The sequence below is a fragment of the Rubripirellula lacrimiformis genome (assembly GCF_007741535.1).
GTDB classification, from domain to species: domain Bacteria; phylum Planctomycetota; class Planctomycetia; order Pirellulales; family Pirellulaceae; genus Rubripirellula; species Rubripirellula lacrimiformis.
Genome location: NZ_CP036525.1, coordinates 5,244,022 through 5,269,864, shown reverse-complemented (window position 1 = coordinate 5,269,864; position 25,843 = coordinate 5,244,022). Strand labels below are relative to the sequence as shown.

General features: G+C 58.0%; 7 protein-coding genes. 3 read left to right on the top strand and 4 right to left on the bottom strand.

Features of this window, described 5'->3' with window-relative positions:
• Positions 1-325: 325 nt before the first annotated feature.
• A complete protein-coding gene (locus tag K227x_RS18545; RefSeq protein ID WP_145171824.1) occupies positions 326-20,059 on the bottom strand; it encodes a tandem-95 repeat protein in 19,734 nt (6,577 codons plus the stop codon).
• A 573-nt stretch (positions 20,060-20,632) separates the two neighbouring features.
• On the opposite strand from K227x_RS18545, the gene K227x_RS18540 reads away from it, so the two are divergent.
• Positions 20,633-21,574: a sugar phosphate isomerase/epimerase family protein gene (locus tag K227x_RS18540; protein WP_246145913.1), complete on the top strand. Its 942-nt coding sequence runs from the start codon at positions 20,633-20,635 to the stop codon at positions 21,572-21,574.
• 43 nt (positions 21,575-21,617) lie between these two features.
• On the opposite strand, the gene K227x_RS18535 is transcribed toward K227x_RS18540, so the two are convergent.
• Entirely contained in the window at positions 21,618-23,024 is a 1,407-nt protein-coding gene (locus tag K227x_RS18535) for a DUF1552 domain-containing protein (RefSeq protein ID WP_145171823.1), read from the bottom strand.
• Between the two features lie 195 nt (positions 23,025-23,219).
• Between K227x_RS18535 and K227x_RS18530 the strand changes: the two genes are divergently transcribed.
• Positions 23,220-23,594, top strand: coding sequence for a hypothetical protein (locus tag K227x_RS18530; protein WP_145171821.1), 375 nt, complete (start codon positions 23,220-23,222; stop codon positions 23,592-23,594).
• 225 nt (positions 23,595-23,819) lie between these two features.
• On the opposite strand, the gene K227x_RS18525 is transcribed toward K227x_RS18530, so the two are convergent.
• Complete coding sequence (locus K227x_RS18525; protein ID WP_246145912.1) at positions 23,820-24,206, bottom strand: VOC family protein; 387 nt, start codon at positions 24,204-24,206, stop codon at positions 23,820-23,822.
• 28 nt (positions 24,207-24,234) lie between these two features.
• Positions 24,235-24,672, bottom strand: a complete 438-nt coding sequence (locus K227x_RS18520) for a 6-pyruvoyl trahydropterin synthase family protein (protein WP_145171819.1) — start codon at positions 24,670-24,672, stop codon at positions 24,235-24,237.
• A 177-nt stretch (positions 24,673-24,849) separates the two neighbouring features.
• On the opposite strand from K227x_RS18520, the gene K227x_RS18515 reads away from it, so the two are divergent.
• Complete coding sequence (locus K227x_RS18515) at positions 24,850-25,812, top strand: SMP-30/gluconolactonase/LRE family protein (RefSeq protein ID WP_145171817.1); 963 nt, start codon at positions 24,850-24,852, stop codon at positions 25,810-25,812.
• Positions 25,813-25,843 lie beyond the last annotated feature (31 nt).

Here is a 25,843-nt window from a genome sequence, read left to right as displayed (position 1 = left end):
AAACCACTTCAAAAACACGGCGTCAAGCCACAACCGGCCAATTATTCACAGTCTCGCTGGGCACGCGGTTAAACGAGAGCAGTCGTGGATCAGTTTTCGGTATGCGTCGTTTAACCGCGTGGGCATCGCCCCGCGCGCTTTCGTGAAACGCGCGGCCCGCTGGGCACGCGGTTAAACGAGAGCAGTCGAAGATCAGTTTTCGATGTGCATCGCCAAGCCGCGTGGGCATCGCCCCGCGCGCTTTCGTGAAACGCGCGGCTCGCTGAGCACACGGCTGAACGAGCACTTGGCCAAGCGAGCAACCGGTTCAACGACTTTGGTCGCACTAGATCAGATCCAGCAGGGCCAGGTCGTTTCGCGAACTTTCGTCCTGTTCTTGTTCATCGTCCAGATCGGCCTGTTGCGCCAGTAGGTCGACCAAATCGACATCGACTTCGTTAGCACTGCCGTGACTGACCAACTTGCCTGCGATCAGACCCGAGTCGGCCGCGTGGATGTCGGCCCATGGGCTGTCCGCGTCGCTGGACGACTCGGCGGCCAATTCCTCGGCCGTGCTTCGTGACGTTGCCAGGTCGGCGATGATCGGCTGTGACAGAGTCGCTGGGATCGATTCGCCTTCGCCTCCGACAGATTCGCCACTGGGGATCACCGATGCTTGAGTGCCGATGCGGTTGATCACCAACAGAGCGTCCAATGCACTGATTTGACGGTTGCCGTTGACATCGAAGAAATCGGGGCCCCGTTCATCGTCGCCCACTGGGATGCTGGCGACTCCGCCGGCACGCGACAGACGGTTGATGATCAGCAGTGCATCCAGCGCGGTGACTTCGCCATTGGCATTCACGTCGCCGAACAGGATCGGGTTCTGCAGTCCACTGTTGACCACTTGAACGCTGACCGCCTGCGGCTTGCTGACATTCCCAGCAGTGTCCGCGACCGTGTACTGGAACGAATCGCTGCCGGTGAATCCCACATTGGGGACGTAGGTGATCGTGCCATCGGGTTGCACGGTCGCCACACCTCCGGTGCTTTGCGTGGTGACGGTCAACGTCGAACGATCCAAGTCGCCGACGACGGGCAAGTCGTTGGCCAGCACATCGATGTGGATGTCGTTGCCTGCCACGCCACCGGCCACGTCTGCACCGGTTCGCGGCAAACGGCTGGGGTCGATCGAGACCGTTGCCTGGGCACTCTGTTGTCCCAAGTTGTCGGAAATCGTGTAGCGGAACGAATCGGCACCGGTGAAGGTCGAGAAGGGCGAATACGCCAATTCGACTTCGCCGGTAGACGTCGTTCGTTTCGCGAGCGATCCGAATTGAGGGTCAAGCGTGATGATCAGGCTGTCTAGATCCAAGCTTCCGTCCACATCAAAGTCATTGCTGAGCGGTTTGATGATGATCGGGGTGGTGGAAGTGACATCTTCGGGAGCCGCGATGGCATCATCGACAACGGTGGGTGCGTCGTTGATTCCAGTGACATTTAGGAACACGGTGCCGACCGGTTCGGGCGATTCGCCGTCCAAGTCGGTGATCGTGTAGGTGAAACTGTCCTGCAGCGATTCGCCCGGGGCCAATGCCTGCAGCGTCGCAGAGCTGGTTGCCACGTAGGTGATTTCGCCCGTGGTCGGATTGAACCGGATAGTGGCACCCTGCGTGGAGATGGCGTCGACCGAAGTCAGACTCAGCTGCTCGCTGCTGCCAGGGCCGATGTCCGGGTCGGTGTCATTGGCGGTCAGCGCCGATGACGGAATCCGAATGTCGGTGTCTTCGTCGGTGTCGATGGTATCCACGACCGCGGTCGGTGAATCGTCCAGGTTCAGAACTTCGACAACGAACGATGTTGTCGTCGTTTGATTGTCGCCGGTTGTCGCCAAGTCGCCATCAAGACCGCCATCTTCGACGGTCAACTGGATCGTCGTCGATCCGAAGCCGTTGGGCAGTGGCGTGAAGGAAACCGTTCCGGTGGTGGACGGTGACACATAACTGACGCTGGGTTGGCCAATCAGTTCGGTGTTGCCGCTGGTCGCGGTCACTCGCAACGGGCCATTTTCGCCGCCACCATTGATGATGCCGGACAAGGCAACGGTTTGCTGTGGCGAATCTTCGTTGATCGTGACGTCGCTAGGCTGGTTGATCGTTGGAGAATCGTTGACCGGTGTGATCATGACATCGAACGACTGGGTGGTCGTGCCGTTGTCGGCGGCCGTCGCCAGGTCCCCGTCCACTCCGCCGTCTTCGACGGTGACCGTGATCGTGGTGGTGCCGAATTGATCAGTGCCCGGTGTGAACGACAACGTTGCGTCGGCGTCGGGGGATGTGTAGGTCACCGATACGTCACTGATCATGGTTGTATCCGCACTGACGCCCGTTACTCGCAACGGGCCCGTTTCGCCGGCACCGTTGCTGATTCCGCCCAGCGATACGGTTGCCGGACCTGAATCTTCGGCCACGGTTTGATCCGCGATCGGCGATAGGGTTGGATCGTCATTGATCGGTGTAACGTTGATCACAAAGGTTTCAGTGGTGATGCCATTGTCCGACGGTGTGTCCAGATCCTGGTCAGCCCCGCCGTCCTCTAGCGTCACCACGATGGTGGCGGACCCGAAGCCGTCGGCCGCGGGGGTGTAGTCCAATATGCCTGCGCCGGTGAACAGATCGAGTGTCAAGTGAGGCGTTGGGATCAAGTTGACGTTGTCGCTAGAAACCGAGGCACGCAACGGCTGCGTTTCATTGCCACCGGCCGTGATACCGGCCAACGACACGAATTGGACCGGTGAATCTTCGTCGATGGTGATGTCGGCGATCGGGGTGATCGACGGGGCATCGTTGACGGCCGCGACATCGATCACGAACGTTTGGAACGATGTCAGGTTGTCCCCTAGCGTCGCGAGGTTGTTGTCGGCGCCGCCATCTTCGATCCGAACCGTCACGGTGGCGGTACCGAACTGATCGGGGTTCAGCACGAACCGTAGCGAACCGGCATCCAATGGCGATTGGTAATCGACACTGGGGTCGGCAAGCAAGGTCGTGTTGTCGCTGGTCGCACTGATGCGGATCGCCTGATTTTCGTTCGGTCCGGCCGTGATCCCGGTTAGCGCGACAACTTGTTCCGGCGCGTCTTCATCGAGTGAAAGATCCGACAATGCATCCATCGATGGTGCGTCGTTGATCGGATTGATCGTCAACTGGAAGGTGCGAGTGGTTTGTTGGTTGTCGCCCTGCGTGGCGAAATTTCCATCCAAACCAGCGTCCTCGACCACAACCGTAATCGGGGTGGTACCGAATCGATCGGCCACGGGAGCGAATGTCAGCGTGGCTCCGCTATCCGGGGTCGTGTACGTCACCGTGGGGTTCGCAGCCAAGGTCGTGTCACCGCTGGTCGCGATCACACGGATCAGTTGCGTTTCGCTGATGCCGGCGGTGATTCCCGTCAGGTTGATCGATTCACCAACGGCGTCTTCGTCGATCGTCACGTCGCCAATTGGATCCAAGGTCGGTGGATCGTTCACGGCGTTGACGCGAACAATGAACGTCTTGGTCACCGACAGATTGTCGCCGCCGGTTGCAAAGTCATTGTCCAGGCCGGCGTCTTCGACCACCACGGTCACGACGCTGACACCAAATTGGTTGGCATTGGGTACCAAGTCAAACTGGACGTTGACGTTGGGCGAAACGTAGTTGATCGTCGGATCGGGCAACAGCGACGGATTGCTGCTGGTCGCCGAGACTCGCACGTTTTGGACTTCACCACCACCGGCGGTAATGCCGGTCAGCACGACGGGGCGTACGGTGTCTTCCAACATCGTGACCGCGTTCGGCTGGTTCAATGTCGGAACATCGTTGACCGGAATGATGTCGATCGTGACAGTTCCAACGTCCGACAGTGGGGCAACGATCTGGTTGCCGTTTTCGTCTTCTTGGACTCCTTCGTCCAAAATGGTGTATTCGAACGTGTCGGTGCCGAATGAATCGGTCGGCGGCGTGTATTGCAAGTTGCCTCCGGGCAGGAAGATCACCGATCCGCCCAGTGCGGTCGTGATCGTTTGCTGCTGGATCACCAATTGGCCATCGTTTTGGCCGGTCAGTTCGTCCGTTGCATTGGCGGGGCCGTTGCGGTCGTTGGCTAGCAGGGAAGCCTGCGAGAATACCAACGGAGTGTCTTCGGTCGCGGTCAGCGAGTCGTCGCTGGCGATCGGTGCGTCATTCAACGCCGTCACTCGTAAACGAAACTGTGTCGACGAAATGCTATTGTCGGCGGATGTCGAAAGGTCGCCGTCCAATCCCGCGTCTTCGACAAACACGGTGATGATCGCATCACCGGTTTGGTTTGGATTGGGAACCAAGTCGATCGAACCGGTCGCACCGTCGGATGTGTAGGTGACGGCCGGATCATTGATCAGAGTCGGGTTGTCGCTATGCGTCGTGACACGCAAGTCTTGGGTTTCGCTGCCACCTGCGTCGACGCCGGTGAAGGTCACGATGCGGCTGGTCGTATCTTCAGAGATGATCACATCGGCAATCGGATCGATCAGCGGCGGATCGTTGACCGGTACCACTTCGATCGTGACCGTTGTGGTGGAGGTCAACGGGCGAACCGTCGGCACGCCCGTCGGATCTTGGTCGATTCCCGTGTCGGTCACGGTGTACTCGAACGAATCGGTACCGGACTGGTCCAACGGTGGGAAGTAACGCAGATCACCGTTGGGCAGGAAGATCACGGTACCGCCAAGTGTGGTGGTGATCTGCTGCTGAACGATTGTCAGCGGCGCGTCATGGGTGAAATTCAATTCGTCCAATGCCGTCACCGGACCGTTGGCATCATTGCCCAGCAGGAAGTCGCGTGCGATATCCAGTGGTGTGTCTTCGGTGGGGATCGGACCAAGGCCGCCGTGATACGCGTTCCAGCGGCTGGAACCGACGCTGATCAAATCAGGCGAAGTGGTTGGGGCGTCGTTCACCGCGGCCACAAAGACGTCAAACGTCTGGGTCATGGTTAGGTTGTCTGCCGTGGTCGACAAATCGTTGTCCAAACCAGCGTCTTCGACCGTCACGGTGATCGTCACCGTCCCAGCACCATCTGGATTGGGCAGCAGCGTCAACGATCCAGCGATGTCGTCCGATGTGTAGGTCACGGCCGGGTCGGGGATCAGAGCGGTGTCGCTGCTGGTCGCGGTGACTCGCAGATTTTGAATCTCGGTCGGTCCACCGCCTGCATCGATACCGGCAAGTGCGACTGTCAACGTCGGGGTGTCTTCGACGATCGCTTCATTGGCGATCGGATCCAACAGCGGAGTATCGTTGACGGCGGCCAAGTTCACGAAAATCGTGGCTTCGTGGGACAGCGAATTGACCGCGCGATCACCGGCGGAGTCCTCGTCGATCCCCAAATCGGTCACGGTGTAAACAAACGAGTCCATTCCGAAACGATCGGCGGCGGGCGTGTACAGCATGTCGCCGCTAGCGTCGAACGTCACGGTCGCACCAAACGCGGTCGTGATCGTCGTTTCAACAATCGACAAATCACCGTCATTGGTGAAATCCAATTCATCGCCGGCCGAAGCACGTGCATTGCGATCGTTGGCCAGGGCAAAGTCGCGAGGAATCACAAACGCGATGTCCTCGGTCGGCACAGGAGCCACTTCGGGCGTCGGCAGGTTCGCAAAGTAAGCGTTCCACGTCGCGTCGTCGCCGCTGGCCGTATCATCGGCGGCCACCGGTGCATCATTGATCGGACGCACCAAGATGGACGCCGTTGCGACAGCCGACTGGACCGGATTGACAACGTCGGGGCCGCCCTGTGGTAGCGGCGAGATGCCGTCATCCGTCACTGTGAACTCGAACGTGTCCAGCGTGCGAAGTCCGCCGGTCAACGGATTGTCGCTGTTGAAGTCGGTCGACGGCGTGTAGACCAAGTCGATCAGGAAACCAAAGTTCGTGGACAGTGGATCCAGATCGAAATTTGGAACCACGGATCCATGCGGTGTTGCATAGGATTGGCCAACGGCTGCCGAAGCGGCATTGACGTTGGTGCCGCCCAATTTCAAGGCGGAAATTCGCACCACTTGATTGGTTTCGTCCAGTGGCGACGTCGACTGCATCGCATCCGCATCACCCGAGGCGGCGCCCAACAGGTCGGCGGCGGTAATGGTGATGTCCGCGTCTTCCAACGTTTCGAAGGACTGGTCAATCGCACTTGGCACGTCGTTGACCGGATCGATCGTCAGGTTCACCGTTGCGGTGTGGTACTTCGGATTGCTGGTCCGTGTGCCATCCACGGCGACGTCAAAACCTTGGTCGACAATGGTGTACTGGAACGAATCGACACCGTAGAAGTCGTCGCTGCGTGAATAGATCAGCGAACTGGTTGCCGAGTCATAGGACACGGTCGCACCGGCGGCGGTGGTCAGCGGGAATGCTTGGAACCCGGCGGGGAAATTAGCCGGCAATGGGTCCGCAGGCATGTCCGTCACGATCATCACCGCGCCATCGTTCGCACCGACGGGCGTGTTTTCGTCATCCGATCCGGTTCGATTCACATCGACCGGCCCAGCGGTATCGTTGGACAGAAGGAACGATACGGGGATCACGAAGTCGACGTCTTCGATCGGCCCCGGCGTCAGCGACGTGGACGGGATCGTGTCGTCGGCTGCGACAGGGGAATCGTTTTGCGGTCGAACTTGGATGCTGACATTCGCTGTGAATGTTTCCGGTGCTGGCTGTGTAGCGGCTAGGTTTCCATCGGGCAGCGTCGTTTTGCCATCATCCGCGATGGTGAAGGTGAACCCATCCAACGACGGCGCCGGACCGGTGCGCGGGTTGTCTTCGTTGTACTGCAGCTTCGGCGTGTACTGGACCGATACGACTTCGTCCAATGATCCTGGGACAGCGGCGTCCGCGGCGACGGTGACCGTGATCGATCCGGATTCGACGAACCCGCCCAATCCATCGGCAACGTAAGTCGCGATCGTGTGCACACCAGCGGTGGGCACAAAGGTGCTGACCATCGGAATGGCTTCCACCGATGCACCGGTGGCATCCAGAACGTTGATTTGGACGACTCGCAGGGTCTGTTCTTTTTCGTCCCAGGGACTTGTCCGCAGATCGGCATCGTCTTGGGCCAACGCACCGTCTAGTAGGTCGGCTTTGGATACCGTAACCGTACTGGTCGTGTTGGTGTCGCTGAGTTCCAAAGTGACGCGAGCGTCGTCGAAGGCGATCGGCACATCGTTGACCGCAGTGACGGTCAACGAAACCGTGGCAACTTCGCTGCGAACGGGATAGTTTGCCGCACCGAGGGTTTGGACTCCGGCGATGCGGTACGTGAACGAGTCGTCCCCGTAGAAGTCCGGATCGGGTGCATAGGTAAACTGGCCGGTGGCAGGATCCAGGGTCAGCGTGCCGTGCAGTGGTGATTCAAGCACTTCGTACTGAATGCTGGTCACGCCGGCGTCGCTGTCGTTGGCTGCCACACCATTGCCCACGCCGGTTTGATCCAACGTGACGTCTTCTTGGAACGTGTATGCATCGGCGGCGGAAACTGGAATCGCAGCCTTGGCGACGACGACAGTGTAGTCTTCGACTTCGCCGTCAAACGCCAATCCGAAGGGCGACAGGTTCCCGTCTGAACTGAGTCGGAAGCGAGCGTTGGTGAACCCAAAGTTGTCGGGGTTTTCGGCAACGTCGGATACGGCCGGGGCGACCAGCACCAGCGAGTTCAGGCCGTTGACCACGGCGACGCTGGACAGGACTTGTTCGCCCAGATCATTGAAATCGCCGTCGCCGTTGTAATCGACCCACGCATCCACGAAACCGCTGCCAACAACTTCTAGGAAGATCTCGGATCCGCTGGGAGCCAGCGGGTTCAAGAAGCTGATCACATCGCCACTGTTTGGATCCAAGAAGACTCCGTTCAACGTGGTGCCGTCAACGACACCGGTTCCGATGTATGCACCGTCTTCGTCGTCTTGTGGTACCAGCGTGATGCTATTGGTGCCGGCCACGTGTGACGCAGTCGCTTGGACATTTCTAGCCAGCAGTTCGACGGCCATCTTGTCAGCCAGCAAGTCGCTGATCTCTTCGACGGTCGCACCGGCCGGGTATTCCACCGGAATGCGGCCAACGGCGACGGATCGGCCGGTTTCGACCAATTCAAAGACCGCCGTTTCGCTACCTGCGGTGATCGAAATGTTGTCACCGATCACTGGCAACGTGGACAATACAAGTTGCACGTCGGTGCCGACGGTCGTAACGATGAACGGGCCATCGCCCGCTTCGCGAACATTGCCATCCACCACAGGTGCGGTCACGATGTCGTCCGAACCCACACCGGCCGAATCGTCTTCGCTATCAATGTATTTGCCCAGTCGCGGTGTCGCATTGTCGATGATCGCGTGCCGTGGACCGTCTGTGGCGAACAAAGTCGCGTAGGACGCAGGGGCGTCGCCGAAGTCCAATTCGACTTCTGGCATCACGATCGTAAATCGTGTTTGCCCGTCGGGCCGGTTGGGTTGCAAACGGTTACCCGCTAGATCAACGATGGGGTTGATGGTGGTGCCATCGGCCAACGTCAAAAAGTCGTTTCGCATCACAATTTCGTAAACCGCATCCTGACGCCAAATGCCCGCTGCGGGTGTCAGGCGAAGGGTGCGGTTGGAATTGTTGTAGCCAAAGGTGTATTCATTTCCGGCCAACAGTGGGCGACGGTTTTCCAGCAAGACGATTTGGTCGGCCGTGATCGTTCCTTCGTTCGGACCCATGCCGGAACCATCGTTCAGCAGGATTTCAAAGAAGTTGTAAACGCCTTCACGCAGTTGCATGAACGTATCGAGCCGATCGATATCGATCATTTCGGCGTCGTTGTCCGCAGGAACGAGAATCGTCGCGACCGGTCCAACCGAATCCGATCGATCCAAAGCTCCGCGGTCGATCTTCACGTTCTGGGATTGTCCGGACGACGTTGAACCATCGTCACGGATTTGGCCCGCCAGATCTCGCTGGGTCACGACGATCGGGCTGCGTGGGATGCCCAGCGAATCTTTGACATCGACGATCGAGGTGCGATCCAGTTGACTTTCAATGCTGTTGTCAATCAGCACGCTGCCATCTGCGGGATAGAAATTTGGATTGCCAGCCGAGAGGCCAAAGTTGACATCGCTTGGGTTCACGAACAGCGGACCCACCGGGTCGATGATCGCTTCGGTGCCTGCAGAGATTCCCGGGAAATTGTTGCCGTTGTCGTCAAACACGGTTCCGCGAATGACGGTTGGCCCTTGGTTGTTGCCGCGAAGTCCAATTCCGTTGCCCACCAAAACATTGTTCAGCAAGGTCGGAGCCGCGTTATTTTCGATGTCAATTCCGATGGCGGAATTAAAAATCGTATTGTTGACGATTCGCGAGTACACGTTGGGACCATCGGCGTCTTGATTGCCGGCCAAGTGGATGCCATTGCCGTTGCTGATCAGCAGGTTGTTCTGCACCACCGCACCGTGGACCAGTTTCTCGTTGGATAGAGTCGGCAGGTTTTGCGGAGCACCAGGTTTGGGGCGATCGCCTTCCAGTGGAACTTTGCTGCCCGGTGCGATGTCGTCAGCAACGATGTCGATGGCGGTACCCGACGCAAAGCTGATCACGTTCGAATCGACGATGAACACGCCCTGATCCCGCTGGCGATTGCGATCGCCATTGTCGATTCCCAGGACGACATCACCGCCGGTCAGATTGCCTGTGATATGGGCTCGGCCGCTTTGGGGTGATGTGAAATCAATGGCACCCAGATTGGTGGCTGCCAGATAACCGTGAATCAGGATGACCGGGTCGGTCGGGTCGCTTGATTTACCGGCTTGCGTGGTGGCTTGGGCACCCAATACCGACCGCACCGAGGTGCTGTTGATGGCAGCCCGGATCCGGTCCGCGATGTTGCCTTGCGAATCGGAGATCGTGTAGTTGACCGGAACTCGAGTCGAAACGGGGGCCGTCGTCAACGCTGGCGCCGTGACATCATTGAATTCAAACGTCAGCGTTTCTGAACCGTTGGATAGGGTGAACGTGTCTCCATCAACGATGTCTGCTCCGGTGCTATTGATGACCAGGTTCAATCCCTCGGCCAGCCGTTCGTTCAGCCCGACTCGCGCGTCTTTACCGTCGTTGTCGTCGCCCAAGTATTCTCGGCCTAGCCTGACTTCGACTTGGTAAGCACCTCGAGTGACTTCTGGAACGATCGGACGGTCTTCGTCCCGCTGTGCGTCATATAACAACGCTTCGAAGTAAGGGTCGTCCACCATGGTGGTACCCTGGTTGGCGCCAGAGAATGTTTCACCGCGGTCGGCCAGCCCGATCACGATATCGTCGATGTAGATCCCGTTATCACCGCCCAGACCACGTGATCGTTCGCCCGCACGCAGTAGGCTGGATAGAGAGCTGCCACCCGAATAGACACCGAAATCTGCACCCGGCGTGTTCGCGACGCCTGCGTTCTGACCGTTGATCAGAGTCAATGGATCGGAACTGTTGTTCTGAGTGACTTCGAGGTCGTAGACCCGTACCGAGTTGGTGTTTCCGACGACTGGGAAAGACGCCAAGTTGGCGGCGACGTCAGCGTACCGAATGGTTTCGGCAAGTGATTGTTGGATGACATCACGAACTTCGATATCCGTCATGCCAATGTGAATCTGGATCGCAACATCGGATGTCGCCGCGATCCCGGGTTTCGAGATGATCTGCGATGGTAAACCGCCAAAACCGTAGTTCCCGGTCATGTTCTCGGAGTCAAAGGACACCAACGCTGGATTGCTGGGGCTGCGCGATGTTGCGAACAAGCCGATGAATGAGGCCACTTTGTCAGCCACATCAGCAGCCGAATCGGATGCGAAGACTTGTACCCCGAGCGACTCGCCGGAGTTCTCCGTCAACAGCATGATCCGAGAGCCGCCGGGTCGCGTCAGTTCGACTGGACCGCCGGCGGCGATTTGAGCTCCCGATGGCATCTGGACGACCAAGCCGTGGTCGAATTCAAACGTCTTGGTTCGTGTCACCAATGGATCCGACACATTGGTGAAGTTCGAATCGGGCATATCACCAGAAATCGTCAGCGTGTGACCATCGATAATACGCTCGCCCGCAATCGCTTGGATCTCGCTCTGGTCAGGTCTGGCCTCGCCTGCGGTGCTAAATTCATAGCGAATTCGCACATTTTCTTGTCCGGCCCAGGGGCCCAGATCGATTCGTGCTTGGCGGAAATCGGTACCACCGTCAAATAACTCTTGCACGAAACGTTGGTCGCCGATGTCGGTGTATCCGTTGCTTCCGACCGGATCATATTCGTGAACGTTCCCGCGACTGTCATGCCAAACGCGGTTGTCGATCGAATCGTCCATGTTGTTGGTCGCCACTAGCCGCCATACGCCGTCTTCGCCAGCGACCGAAACTCGCAACGAGTCTCGCATCACATCGTCCAAGTCGCCGTCGCTGAAGTTAGGTGCGTCGTCATCGGCGTTCACGTTCTCGCTGTCTAGCAAGTAGGTGAAGTACAGCGTGGGCAGGTCATCGGACGCGAATCCCGACAGATCGATGTTGTTGCTTTGGACTGAACCGTGGGCACCACCGATGAAGTTGTAACCGGTGAACCCTTGCAGGTCGGATGCGTCCAGATCGTTGTTGCCGTCCGAGTTGTCGCTGACGATGCCGCCCAAAACGCCATCTGCGTCCTGACGGGATAGGTGGTTGAAGTCGTCGTTGAGTGCATCGAACCCGAATCGCAGCGAACCGCCGCCGATGACCGGTCCGCGGTCATCGATTTCACCATATCCATGGCCTTCTTGATCACGCAGGGTGTCCGAGAGGTGCCAAAGGGATTGGTCTAGGGGGCTGAAGAACAGTCCGGCGAACTCGCCCCCGGCATTGTTGCCGTCGACGGCCACTCGGTCCGCACCAAAGGTGAACACAGGCTGCGAGGTTCGGGAGGCCAGATCGAATGCATAGAAACGACGGACCGAATTGGCTTCGCCCGCTGCACGTCCGACGCCAAAGTACATGTCAGCCAGGCCGACGGTGTCATTGGTCGCGTCCAAGAAGTTGCTCGGTCCCTTAGTGACCTGTTCGAACACCAGTCGGTTGCCATCAGAATCCGTGATGAAATCCGCTCCGCCGATCGGCGCAGCGACGCTAGGATCGACCAGCAATGTTGGCAGCCCACTGTTGGCCGTCGGAACACTCAGATCGCCCTTGGAATACAGGCCGCCATTGCCGGTGACGATATCCATTTCCCACACGGCACCCTGATCGGTGAACGCGTACAGTTTGGCCGCATCGCCCACGCTGGTCGTGATGCTGGTGACGTTGCCGGTGGGATTGCCGGTAGCGGGCGAGTTCGTGGGGATCTGGATTTGCCCAACGATCTGAGTGCCTGCCCAGGGGGTTTCCGGTGGGAAGTAAGAAGCAGTGCTGTTGTTGCCGTTGAAATTGTTCTGCAGCCGAGGATCCAGTGGATCGGCGGATTCGTATCCACCGATCATGTTCTGGCCGCGGCGGCTGATCGCTGTGCCCGTGTCGGGGTCCAGCAGGAAGATGATGTTGTCGGCATTGACGCCCGTTCCCGGTCCGACAATGTCGTTTCCATTAGTGTCAGCTCCCACGGTGACGCCTTGGAAAGCACCACGGTTGCTGATGCCGTACAAGAATCGGTCGGCGTTCTCGGGCGAGTTGTAGTAAGTCATGCTGACAAACTCGGTGCCTTCGTTGTCCAACCGGTTCGTGTTGACTGGATTGGCACCCGTCGTCAGGAAGTGTTCGTAGGTTTGGATACCGGTTGAACCGACTTGCGTGACCAGACCTTCGTTCGAAATCGAATAGGTCGTCGATGTGTTGGCATCGTTCTGCGGCGACGCGTTGCCGCGATTTCGGATTCCCAGAATGGTTCCGTTGGTGGATTGAGCCGCTGCGCCTAGCGGAGCGTTCGAGGTTGCTTCCTCGATCACGGCATCGTGGCGACCGGTCATCGGGTTGTAGATCGACAACCGTGCTTCGCCAGCGTTGTTGATGTCCTCGCGAAGCGTGATCAGCGGGATATCGCCGAACTGCCACGGGATGATGTTGCTGCCGTCGTCATCAAAGCCGACTTGAACCGCAACTGGCCCGTTGGGACCCAGCGGCACGGGAGTCTGGTTGGCTCCGGTGCCGGGATTGTAATCAAAACGGTCATCTGTGATCCGCACGGCCGAATCGATCGGTTCCAAACGCGCCAACGGATTGGCAGCATCGCTTCGGAAAAACTGAGCCATGTCGGCGGGAACTTGTTCCGGATTCGCGATCACCAAGCGGTAGTCGCCCAAGGGGGATAATTCCAAAGGACCGATGAACGCATCGCGACTGCCCACAGAACCTCGTGAATCGTCTTTGGTCGTCGATGGTTGCCCGGGCACGATCGGTGTGATTCGGTCATCGGAAACATTCGAATCGGTGCCAATCGCGATCAGGGTCGTGCCATCAAACAGGTACGCGCTGGTATTGGGGCGCGTCAGCCCATCGGCCCAATCGACGTCAATCATCAACGACAGCCTATTGTCGGTTGGATTCAACCCTTGAAGCGAATCACGCTCGACTGTGAACGTGTAGGCATCCGGTGAGGAGTCGGCAAATCCAGAGATCGATGTTGCAGCACGGTCGGTGTTGCTAAAACTGCCCAAATCCAGCACGCCGCCTGGATTATTCATCTCGCCCGCCAAAGGCGAGTGGGCGGGGAGCCCGATCGCGACGATCGCGTTGGTGGCGTAACGCAGGTCGGCATAGCGAACGACGCTGCCAGAATGTTCGTCGGTTTCGCGCAGACGAATCTGCAACTGGTATCCGCCCGAAGTCTTTCCGCCTTCCACTAGGCTGGCATTGATGCCGGCAAGTGTGCTGTAGCTGGATGTCAGGTTCGCACTTCGAACACGGACATAGAACGTGTTTCGCGTACCGCTGGTGCCGGGCAGGATGACCCGCATCCCCGAGTCACCATCATTCGTCGTGAACAAGTCACGGTACCCACCCGCTTGGTTTTGCTCGGCAGCTTGATCCAGTTGCATGGGCAACGCGTGGCCGGGCCGCATCAAGGTTGTATCGGTGTAGGTCAACGCACCGTTTGCCGATTCGGTGCGTGAGTTTTGGCTCAGAGCCAGCACCCGTCCGTTGCCGTCGATCAGTTCCAGCACCGTGTCCAAACGGGGGTCGGTTTCGTCGATGTCCAACCAAACCGCGGTTCCGGCAACGCCTTCGAAGCTATACAGGTCCTTGTCGAAGTCCGCTGCGATCGCACCATGAACGGTGAAACCTAAGCGAATGTTTTCGTCGCCCGACTTTTCATTCGCAGCCAGCAACCCAAGGTCTTGTTGCACGCCAATGTCGCCGTTGGAATCGCTGAGTCCACTGACCGATCCTTCTCGCTCGATTGCGGTCGCCACGTTTCGGTCATGGCTGTACGAATCGAATTTCAACCCTTGCCATGATCCCGGTGTCGGCCCGTTGGTGGGCGCGACGGTTTCTAGTTGGGCGGATCCCGTTGGTGAGAACCCGGCACCGACGGTGGCGTCGTTCAAGGCCGTGATCACGACCGGGAATCCAGGTTGCCCCAACACGATCAGGCGGCCACCAATTCGATCATCGATGTCCAATGATCGACCCGTCGCCAAGATTTCGGCGTTCTCTGCCTTGACCACCAAGGCCTCGTTGGAACTGCTTTCCATCCGCATGCCACCGTAGGTGTGCAGGTCAGGAATTTCGATGTCGTTTCGAAGCACGTGGACAATGTCCGTGTCGTCCCAGACCACTTCGGTGGTGAGGACTTCCCCGCGGATGGTGACACCATTGACACCATTGCCCGACATCCGGTTGCCACGCAGCACGGGGCCGTTGTTGGCGGGCGGCGTTTCGTATATTGCGACGGCGCCTGTCTGACGACCTAGGTCGGTGACAAAGTCCGCGTTCATCGAATTGACGTTGATGTTGAACGCGGAACCCTCGTTATTGATCAGCGTGTTGCCGACGAAGGTGGGCTGGGCGTTGGTGACATAGATCGTTGCAGCGGCGTTCGGAGCAAAGTCGCGGCGCGCATCTCCTTGGGAAACGCCGGTTCCATCGGCGTTGTCTTCGAAGACCGAGTTTGCGATGCGGGCGTCGGCTTGGTGGATTTGAATCGGGTTGAACGAGGCTGTACCGCCATTCACACCGGTGGTACCACCGGCGAATGCGACGTAGGTATGATCGATACTCAGCCGACTCGTTGGTGACGCATAAATACCAGCCCAGGCCGCGGGTGCACCGACGCTGGCTCCGTTCCCGTTGGTATCGAACGTTCCGCCGGCACCGTAACGATCATCGGCGCGTGCTGTCAGAACAATTTCTTTCCCTTCGATCCCTTCGGCGATCAACGTCGCGCCGAATCCAAGCTGAATACGGGCGCCGCGATTCTTGATCAGCGTGCCCGGATCAACGACCAGCGTGCCGTCGGGCCGACTATGGATCACAGCGGCGTTAGTGGGATCCATCGTCGGTGCCCCGATGGCCGGCGTGGTCAAATTGTCGGTGTAGTCACGCGACGATTTATCCAGCTCGGCGACCAGCGTAAACGGGCTGCCGCCGACGCTGCGGTACAGCCGTCTAGCAACATATTGCTCGCTGGCGACCGGAATGTTCGTCAGATCGATCTGTGAATTCGCAGCCACGGCGTTGATCTGCTGGACAACCGATCCGGGACTTTCGAACCCAAACTGATCGACAAACGTGTAACTGTATTGATAATTGCCGGCGGTCAGTGCCCCGCCACTGGCGACTGCCAATCCAATGATCGGGCTGGGGCGACGTGAAACTTGGATCGGGCCCCCCGCGTTGCCGTCGATCAACAGGTTTTCGCCCAATACATGGACGATGTCGGTATCGTCAAAGCGAGCGGTCACGCGAAGCGTTTCTAGCCCACCACCGGCGGGCGTGTCGATCCGCACGAAGATGCCGTTGGTTGAATTCTCGTCGAACAGGTTGCCGAAGATGCTCGGTCCCACGCGGTCATAATCGGTCGAGAATCCGTCTCCGGAAATTGAAAAACTTTGGAATCGCGGTTCGGCGAACGTGGTGACTTCAAAGGCGTTCGGGTCGGCCGACATCGCTGCACCGCTGCTGCGCACGATCATGTTGTACGACAGTTCGGGACGCGAATCGGATAGGTGAATCGGGTCAATGGTGCGGCCGACCGTGGAGACTTCACCACCGCCGTAGGAGAACTGTGCGTGATTGACGTAGTTCTGGAAAATCCCTTGGCGGGATAGGTCGTTGCGGCCTTGCAGGCGGTCGACGTCACTACGGATTTCGATCCCCCCCCAATCACCCCGTTGGACTGCACTGCCGAAGATGTTGCTGTTGGATCCTAGCGTGGTGTCGTTGTAACTGGTGAAGTAGACCGGTAGATCGGGTGTGCCCTGAACCGAAATCGATCCTTCGCTACGGTCGTTCCCGTCGTCATCGCTACCGACCGAAATCCGAGCGTCCAAGAACTTCATGATCACGCCGGCGTCGACGACCAAATGGACCCCGCGAGGCAGTGTCAGGTTGCGACCATCGTCCAGCGTGTCGTTGATCGACGGTATGACGCCGATTTCATAGGCCAGATTATCGCCGGCGGTCATGACGTCTGCGTCGACACCGCCGTTAGGCAATAGTCGAACCACGACGCCGTCGTTGGCAGCGACGGCGGCTTCGGCAGCCGCTAGTGCAGCAGGAATATCGGTGTAGGGATTCGTAAGCGATCCCAGCGGGCCGACACCGGTTCCGCCAAGCTTGTTGACGAAAATGGTGGTTGTGTCGACCGGTTCGAACCAGAAGTCGTAGATGCCCCCCTGCGAACCATCGCGGTCACCGTCGATCCGGGTTCCCGCCGCGTCGACCATGGCGGTTGCCGCTTCGCTCTTAAAATCGACTCGCAATTCGTAGCTGCCTTCGCTGGTACCCCCGGCGGCCGTCAAACCCGAATTGGGGTCGAACAATGAATTGCCTTCGGACGATACACCGACGTAGTAGTCACCGGCCGTGACGGAGTACTCGATGAAGGAATCCGCCCCGAAGTAGTCTTCATTGGCCGAGACCAAAACCAGTTTGCCGCTGGCGTCTTCTTGGTACAGCGACAAACGCGTGTCCAGCAAGCTGGCGCTGGGCAACCGTTGGGCAAAAGTCTGTGCCTTCAATATGCCCGTTTCGGCGACGCTGACTTTGTAGAGGTCAACGTCCAACGATTCACGTTGGTGCAAATGGATACCGTGAACGATGTCGTTGGCGCTGGGGAATGCCCACTCGGTGCCGGGGCCGGTTCGTTCCGGATCAGGGTATTGGCCAGTGGATCCTTGAACCGTCCCAGGGGATAGTTCGTACGAGTGGCCCAGCCCAATGGCATGGCCGATTTCGTGGAGTGCCACATTGAAGAAACCTGCACCGAACTGATTCGACTGCGAGGTCGTGAAATCGAGTGCATCCATCGTGACGCCGCCTGGGCCGCCCAAGCCCGCTGTGCCGCCCGGTCCGCTGACGACAGTCGGGTCGGCTGTCGACAAGTCACCAACGATCAGACGCAAGCCAAAGGTTTCCGTTTCGACGAAGTCGATCCCCAATTGGGCACTGTACAAATCCAAAATCTCTAGGAAACGCTTCTCTTGTTCCGCGTTCATTTGATTGAACAGCGGATCGCCCTGACTGTTCGATCCGTACGGTGTGTTTCGCAAGAACGTGTAGGCGATGGTTGTGACACTGTTGTCACCATCGATCGAACCTGGCGATAGAAAGTGACCTTCGATCTCGATATCGCGATGACCGGGATCACTTCGGGATCCGGCATCGTCCACCATCGGATTGACCTGGATTGCGCCGAAGTTTCGGATCGCTTGACCGGTGATCACGGTCGACCAGCTGCCAGTCGCTGCGGATGTGACGGCGGCCGCGGTGGTCTTGGTCAGGCCTGCGTCGGTTGGAATCGACTGCCTGGTGACGTTGATGTTGGTGAAATCCGTGTTGTCACCAACGCGAAGCCGCAGCGTGTCGCCCGGGTCAACGTAGGCGTCTAGATCCGCGGCGAAGGTCAGCGTGACTTTCCGAGCGACCGAGTCGACAGCGATCGATTGGGGCATCGCAAGGACATCATCCTCGGTCGTCGCAGTGTTTTGTGTGTCAACGAGCTGATAAAAACTCGGGTTTGCAATCGTGGATCCAGGGCGGAATAGATCTGCGTCGTCAAAGTAGACGTCGATTTCACGAAGGTTCGCAGACCCACCAACGATCGGCTGCGCAACGACAGCAATGACCTTGGCGCCGAGTTCGATCTCGAAGCTGATCACTTCTCGCGTTTGCAACGGGGCACCGGGTACCGGCTCTGGTGAACTGGGCAGAAACGGAATGCCGGCAACGCTGGACAATTCGGATGAAACCGATAGCTGATAGAAGCCGTCGCTGAGATTTTCGGCAAATCGCACGATCGCATTTCGTCCGCTGGCGTCCAATCCGATGTAGCCAATGTTGACGTCAACGGCGTCCAACACAAAGTTCCCGGACTCGCTGTATTGGACCGTAATCGCGTCCAGAGTTGACGCATCGATCGCGTGGGTGCCGCCGAAGGTCAGGGTCAGTTCGGTGGGCGCCAATTCGCGGAAATTGCTGGATTGATCGGTCGGATCCAGGTCAAACAGTTCGCCATTGTTCGGGGCCACCGCGATCAGGGATGGGTCCGTCAACTGCGACTGCTGGACCGTCAAACTGTAGAACTGGGTTTGCGAGTTCTCGCCCGAGTTCGCACCGCGACTGGAACTGCCAAACACACCGACGGTGTACTTGCCGGATTCCAACAGCGCAATCGAGGACGCATATTCGGGTTCACCTTCGGCAGCAGCATTCTGCGATACGATCAGGTCGCCCGAGGGGGTGTACAGTTCGAAACGCAGGTCGCTGTTGGATCGGGAATCCACGTCGCTGGCCGATCCGCCCTGGGCCCCGACGCTGTAGGCTTCGCCCGACGGCGTGATCGCCAATGTCAGCAATTCACCCGCTTCGGCGTCGAAACTGTACCAGTCGATGTCACTATTGCTGTCGATCGATACATTCGTGGCATGAATCGAAGCCGCGTTGACCTGCCCTAGATCGGTAGCGTTGGCTTGGGAGTTGTTGTCGCTGAATCGGTCGCCATACAGGCTTTGGATCGCCAGCTTGTCGTCATGCTGGGCACCGAGGAACGAAAAATTGACCGACGGTTCCATCAACTTGGTTTGGTTGACAGGTTCGACGTGCAACAGGCCCAGTCCGTGACCGACTTCGTGCATCAGCACGTTGTGAAGACCACGATTTTCGCCGCCGGCACCATTGGAATTGTTGGCATAGAAAATGTCGGCGGTGTCGATGACCATGTCCCCGTCCACACCGCTATTTCCACCGCCGGTGGGAATGAAGTTGTAGGCCAGCGTGTTGTAGTTGCCATCGATATTGGCACCACCAATTCGAATGTCCCCGCGCACGCCGATCTCGCCAACGGCGTTGCCACCCTGTGCAGCACCGTCGTCGTTGGGTTCGTAGACGAATGTCAGTCCCGAATTCGTTTCCCATTCGTCGAACACGTTCTGGAACAACGGGAACCATGGTTTGGTTTCGATCGTGCTGTTTCCGGTTCCGCCATAGATACCGTCTAGAAACGCGATCAGATCGCTGCCGGCTGGCGCAGCGTCCCCGGCAACCAACGTGTTGTCAGGAATGAAGCTCCACGAAATTGTCGCTCCGTCGCCGATCTCTGGGCTCACTCCGCCGGTGGGGTTGGTCCACCGCGAACTGGAAAGGTTGATCGGACCGACAAATCCGTCCGGGACCGGCGCGTTTCCGTGTTCCTGTTCCCATTGATCGATGTAGCTTTGCGGCGTATCGGGAGCAAAAACTGCGTGGGGTTCTAAGCCGGTTGTGCCGATGATTTCGGCTGCCAAAAGTTCTCGCCGCTCAAGCGACTCCAATTGCAAACGTCGTTTTTCGGTACGAAGCTGGCGCCGCGTTTTCGCGGTTGGTCGAAGTTGGACCATGGGTGGGAAAACTCTGCAGGATGAAAACTAGAAATGGATACGAACGCTGAAAAAGTCGTGTGCTAATGGCGCAGCACAGAACGCTCGCCGACGTGAAAGGGTAATTACGACGCCCCAGGAAAGCAAAACCGGCACCCGCCGATTGGGTGAGGATTGTCGATTTTTTTGGGATAAGAGGAACCCCCAAATAGACGGGGATTTAGCGGCGAAAGAGCGTCGCGAAGAAGACAACTCAGAAGAAGCTACGGAAGGCGAAATGGCAAAAACGTTCGGCATAGCCGCCATTTGCTCACTTCTGATTTCGCTGCGAACCTTCGCGATAGCTGTCCGGCTACAACGGTTGCAGTACCTGAAACGTTCGAAGCTTCGCGAAGTTCTCTAAAAGTTCCATGTTTCCTAGAATTTGTCGCCGACCAGAAAATTTGCACGGAGAACAGAAATTTGTTGGATTTGAATTTTGTTTGCCGATTGCCAGCGGCAGTTGGCTGACATGCCGCAGCCGCCGGGTCATGATGGGGGCCTCGCCGTTTTGACCGCTTCTGCCCCGCCCGCCCCCTGAAAGAGCTGCATTTGATGTCTCCCATCCGTTCTCGCCGTGATTTTCTTGCCGCCGCGTCCGCCACTGCCGCCGCATCAATGTTCGTCTCTGCAGATTCCGCGTCCGCGGACCAGAAGCAAGGTCAAGCGACAAGCGATAGTCAGGACGTCAAACCACCCGTGGCGCCGATCGGCGTGTTCACCAAGCCACTGAATTCGATCTCGTTTGATGAAATGGCCGACGTGTTGGCCGAAGCCGGTTTCGATGGCATTGAAGCACCGGTGCGACCGGGCGGAAATGTCGAGCCAGAGAAGGTCGAAGATGATCTGCCCCGCTTGGTCGAGGCGTTGGACAAACGCGGACTGAAGGTGTTGTTGATCACCACCGACATTCGGGACGCAAGCGATCCGTTGACCAAGCGTGTGTTGCGGACGGCGGCGACGCTCGGCATCCAACGCTATCGGATGGAGTACCTGAAGTACGATCTGAACCAGAACATCGCTGATCAAATCCAACAGTGGCGGCCGGGCCTGCAAGATTTGGCGGCCCTGAACCATAGCTACGGCATCCAGGGGCTGTACCAGAACCACGCGGGCAAGAATTACTTTGGCGCACCGATCTGGGATTTGCACCTTGGGCTGCAAGGGATCGCAAAATCCGACCTCGGCGTGGCCTATGACATTCGGCACGGGATCGCCGAAGGCGGGATGTCATGGCCCGTGGCTTTGGAACTGATCCGGCCACACATCGGCGCGATGTACATCAAAGATTTCAAGTGGGATGGCAATCGGTTGATCAACGTCCCGTTGGGCGAAGGTCGCGTCGGCAAAGAAGCGATCCAGGCGATGAAGCTAGGTGAGTTCGATGGACCGATCTCGTTGCATGAAGAGTACTTGGACCATCGCAAGCCGGAACTTGTCCCCGACCACTTGAAGGCGATGAAGACCGACCTGCAGACGCTGAAACAGTGGATCTAGCAGACCGCTAAGGACTGGTCGACCACTTTTTTCACGCACGTTGCTAGGCAAGGATCTTTTCCACCCGTTGCATTTCACGCTCCGCGGGCCCTAGCCGGTCGTCGGCACCCATGCGTTCCAGCATCGTGTTGTAGACATCGATGCCCTCGTGTCCGACGTCCATGATTTGGCCGGTTTTGAATCGGCCACCGGCGGATGTGATGGCGTGGAAAACACCCGAGAGTTCCCGTTTGACATCGCTGTGACGGCCATCGCCCGATTCCGTGCTAATCGTGATACAGCTGTTTTCCAGAATGGTCTTTCCGTTGGCTTCGGTGGTTTCGTCCAAGCGAGAAAGGAAGTAGGCGACTTCGCGCATCTTCATGTGGGCATGGGCACGCAGCTGTTCGTTCTTTTTCTTTTCGTTGAACTTATGCCACCATTCGTGGCTGCAGCCGGCCGATCCACCGCGGCCCAATTGAGACGAATCGTCGAAGGTATGGATCAGGCGACCATCGTATTGATAGTCGCCCTTGATCCGCAGTCGTTCGCCGGCGGCTAAGAACGTCAACGATCCGAATCGAGTGCGATCCAGTTCGATGGCCAGCGCGTACAGGTCGGCCTGCAATCTCCATTCGGCGGTTAATTGGTCCAGTTCCATGTCGATGCCTTCGCCGCCGGGGTCGGCTTTGCCACCGTGGGCGAGGTTGGACGGTGCAGGGTAGGCCGGTCCGTCGGGATCCAATTGTCGGACTTCGAACGCCCGTTGTTCGTATTCGCGGATCCGGTCCAAGTGGTCAGCGATGCGGCCTCGCGATGCGGCCGAAAGAGGCGAGTTTGCGCCGGTGTAAAATTTGTATTGGTCGACCACCGCATCTAGAACGCTGCGTTTTAGGCGCCGCTCCCCGTGGTCCGAGGCGCCTTCGAGTACGCCGAAGACACGGTCAAACACATCGCGTGGTTTCTCTTGGATATTAGCCGCGACGGTGCCATCGCTGTTGTAGCTATGCACATATCGGCTGACGCGGCTGCGACGAAAGAAGGTGCCGGCGACCAGCGTCGGCACGACACTTGGCGGCAGCCCATCGGGATAGGCCGATTTGCGGATGACTTGGTCGATCGACGCACCACCGGCCTTGGCCTCGCCATCAGGCGGCGTTGCCGTGAATGCCCCACTTGCCCCGTCGAAGTGGGCGTTGATGCCGGACTCGTCGCATCGAACCTGATCGATGTTTCGCATGATCAACAGCTTGTCGGCCAGCGGCCGCAGCGGTTCCAGTACCCCGTCGAAACCCTCGGTTTGCAGTGGCGCTGGGATTCCCAAACCAAAAAAAACGTTGAACGATCGCGTGGGGACCACGGTAGCGGCGGGACCGGCCCCGATCGCCATTTCCTCTAAAAACGGCAGCCCAATGATGCTGGCTCCTGCCCCGCGAAGCCAACAGCGACGGCTAAACCTGGAATGATCCATGGGGGAACCTTTGCGAAATCAAGGCGAGGGTGAAACGCGTGACCGGATCGGTACCGGGCACCGCAGCCGGTTCCAGAATAGCATAATGGGGCACCCGTCAGCGGCTGCTTGTGGCGGCCCGATTCTGGCTCCGCTATCTTGGCGAGTCTGCGTTTTCTGTGCTTCCCGTTTTTCCCGATTGGATTGAGAGTGCCGATGTCTAAGAAATTTTGGACGATCTTAAGTTCCGCAGGTCTGCTTGTCGCATTGACGGCGATCCCGGTTTTGGCTGCCGACGACGATGCCGAACCGAAGTACGCAACGAAGGACATCATGAAGAAGGCGATGAAGGGGCCGCTGCTGAAGAAGGTCGCCAGTGGTGACGCATCCGAAGAAGAAAAGAAGACGCTGCACGACATGATGGTCGCGCTTGCAAAGAACACACCGAAGAAGGGTGAACAGGAAAGTTGGGACAAATTGACCGGTGCTCTGGTCAAGGCCAGCGAAGCAGCCGTCAAGGACGATCCGAAGGCGGGCGAGATGTTGAAGAAGGCCGCCAACTGCAAAGCCTGTCACACACCGCACAAGTAAGCGGTCTGAGGAAACGCTGTGAAGCATCGGGTAGCGGAAGTCGTCAAGACTTTCGGTAATCCTGCGACCATGGCGAAGGAGTTCAACTCTGGAGCTCCTTCGCCTTGATTTCATCACAAAGATTGCAGCTCACTCAATCGACAAGCCCTTGGTGAGTTTCGCAGCCCAAGGCTCACGCCAAGCCCCCGGCGACTGTCCACTGGGAACGCTTCGTTTCGTTGGCGATCACTTCTTGGGCGGGACGCACAGCTCGATCCAATGTCCATCGGGATCTTGGACGAACGTTTGCAGGGCTCCGTCGGGTCTGGTTTTGCGCTGCAATCGCGTGGCGCCTTGACGGTCCAAATGCTGTTCCCAGCTGTCCAGTTCGTCGACGATCAACGCAAAGTGGCCACCTCGGTGGTGCGAATAGACAGGGTCCAGACGATCGCCGATCAAGTGCAGTTCCTGTTCGACGCCCAGTCGAAACCATGCACCGGGGAAATCGAAAGCCGGCCGGTCCATCTGCGGCAACTTCATCGTGTCGCGATAGAAAGCGACGCTGGTCGGGACATCAGCGACATGTAAAGCGATGTGGTCCAGTCGTCGAACTTGCATCGATAAATTGTCCATCGTGGTGATCCATCGGGGGGAATTTGGTTTAGCCAACGATGTCTTTGCTGACTTCGGCACACGTCTCTTCGCTCTCCCACAGTCGTACTTTGAAGGCGACAGCGCCGCTGTCGGCCAATACCTCGGGGCAGACAACTTCTAGGAAGTGGATGGCCATGTTTTCGGCCGTCGGGTTGCAGTCGAGTTCATAGATTCGGTGAGGCTGGGAGGAACGGATCGCGGCCAGCCCGTTTTCGTCTTTATCCCACAGGATGAATGTGTGATCCCAATTCTTGTCCAACCAACCATTGATCGATTGTTTCAGTTTCTTGAAGTCTAGGATTCGGCCGACGGCGTCCTGTTCCTGGCCCGTGACGTAGACCTCGACGACGTAATTATGGCCGTGAAGGTTCTGGCATTTGCCCTCGTGGCCGACCAAGCGATGGCCAGCACAGAAAGAGAAGCGACGCATGATGCTAAGTGGCATGGTCCGGTCAGGGGTGCGAGTCGGGCGGTAGTCGAGAAGACAGAATGGTGGCCGGGAATACAGTGAATCAGCGTAGCCGACTTTCGGGATATTTTCGATCCGACGCGATCGGATCGATGTTCGCCTGCGCGTTTGCGACTCCTTTTTTCCAGCTTCGTCAGGGTGTAAAACGGGCATATGAATCAAACACTTGAAGCACGACCGATTGGATTTCCCGACACCGACGCTCTTCGGTTCTTGCCCGAGGGCCCGATCTCGATCAGCGAAAGCAAATTCAGTTGGGTCGGAATCCAGCACGGCAGCGAATCGACCGTCGGCAGCGTCAATATTTATGACCTGTTGTGCAGCAAGAACGAATCATTCGAACTTCCCGGCCGTCCCGGGTTTGCGTTCCCCTGCAAAAACGGAACCACCTTCGTGGTCGGTTGCGAGCGGAAGTTGGGAATGTTCGACGTGCGATCGGGCCAGTGGGAACCGATCTGCGAGGGCGTCGACAGCGATGTCAGCGGCACGATCATCAATGACGGCTTAGTTTTCGAAAACAATCTGATCTTTGGCACCAAAGACCTTGAATTTGCGACCAAGAAAGCGGGTTTGTATCTGTTTCGTGGCAGCGACCAGAAACTGATCCGACTTCGCGACGACCAGATCTGCAGCAATGGCAAGGCGATCGTCCAAGGCGATGATGGCAGCCTGAACCTGGTCGACATTGATTCGCCCACTCGCACGATCGTCCGTTATCCGCTGGACATCGCCGCTGGCACGCTTGGCGAACCGACCACCGTGTTGGACCTGACCGACGACCCGGCGGTTCCCGATGGCATGATCATGACACCCGATGGCAAGGGGATCATCGTGGCGATGTTCCATCCGGGCGTGGCCGAGTTCGGACAAACGCGTCTGTACGATTTCGCAAGCGGCCAATTGCAGTGCGTGTGGAAGACGCCTGGATCGCCCCAGAACACCTGTCCGGCACTGGTCCGCCACGATGGTGAGATCAAGTTGATCATCACGACCGCGGTCGAGAACCTGTCGGCCGAGGACCTGAAGAAGTGTCCCAATGCCGGCCAAATCTTTATCGGCGATACCGATATTCAAGATCCCGGCGGCCCGCTAGCACCCGTGTACCCCAGCCACTGATTGCACCCGCGTCCCACTACGGAATCGTGCA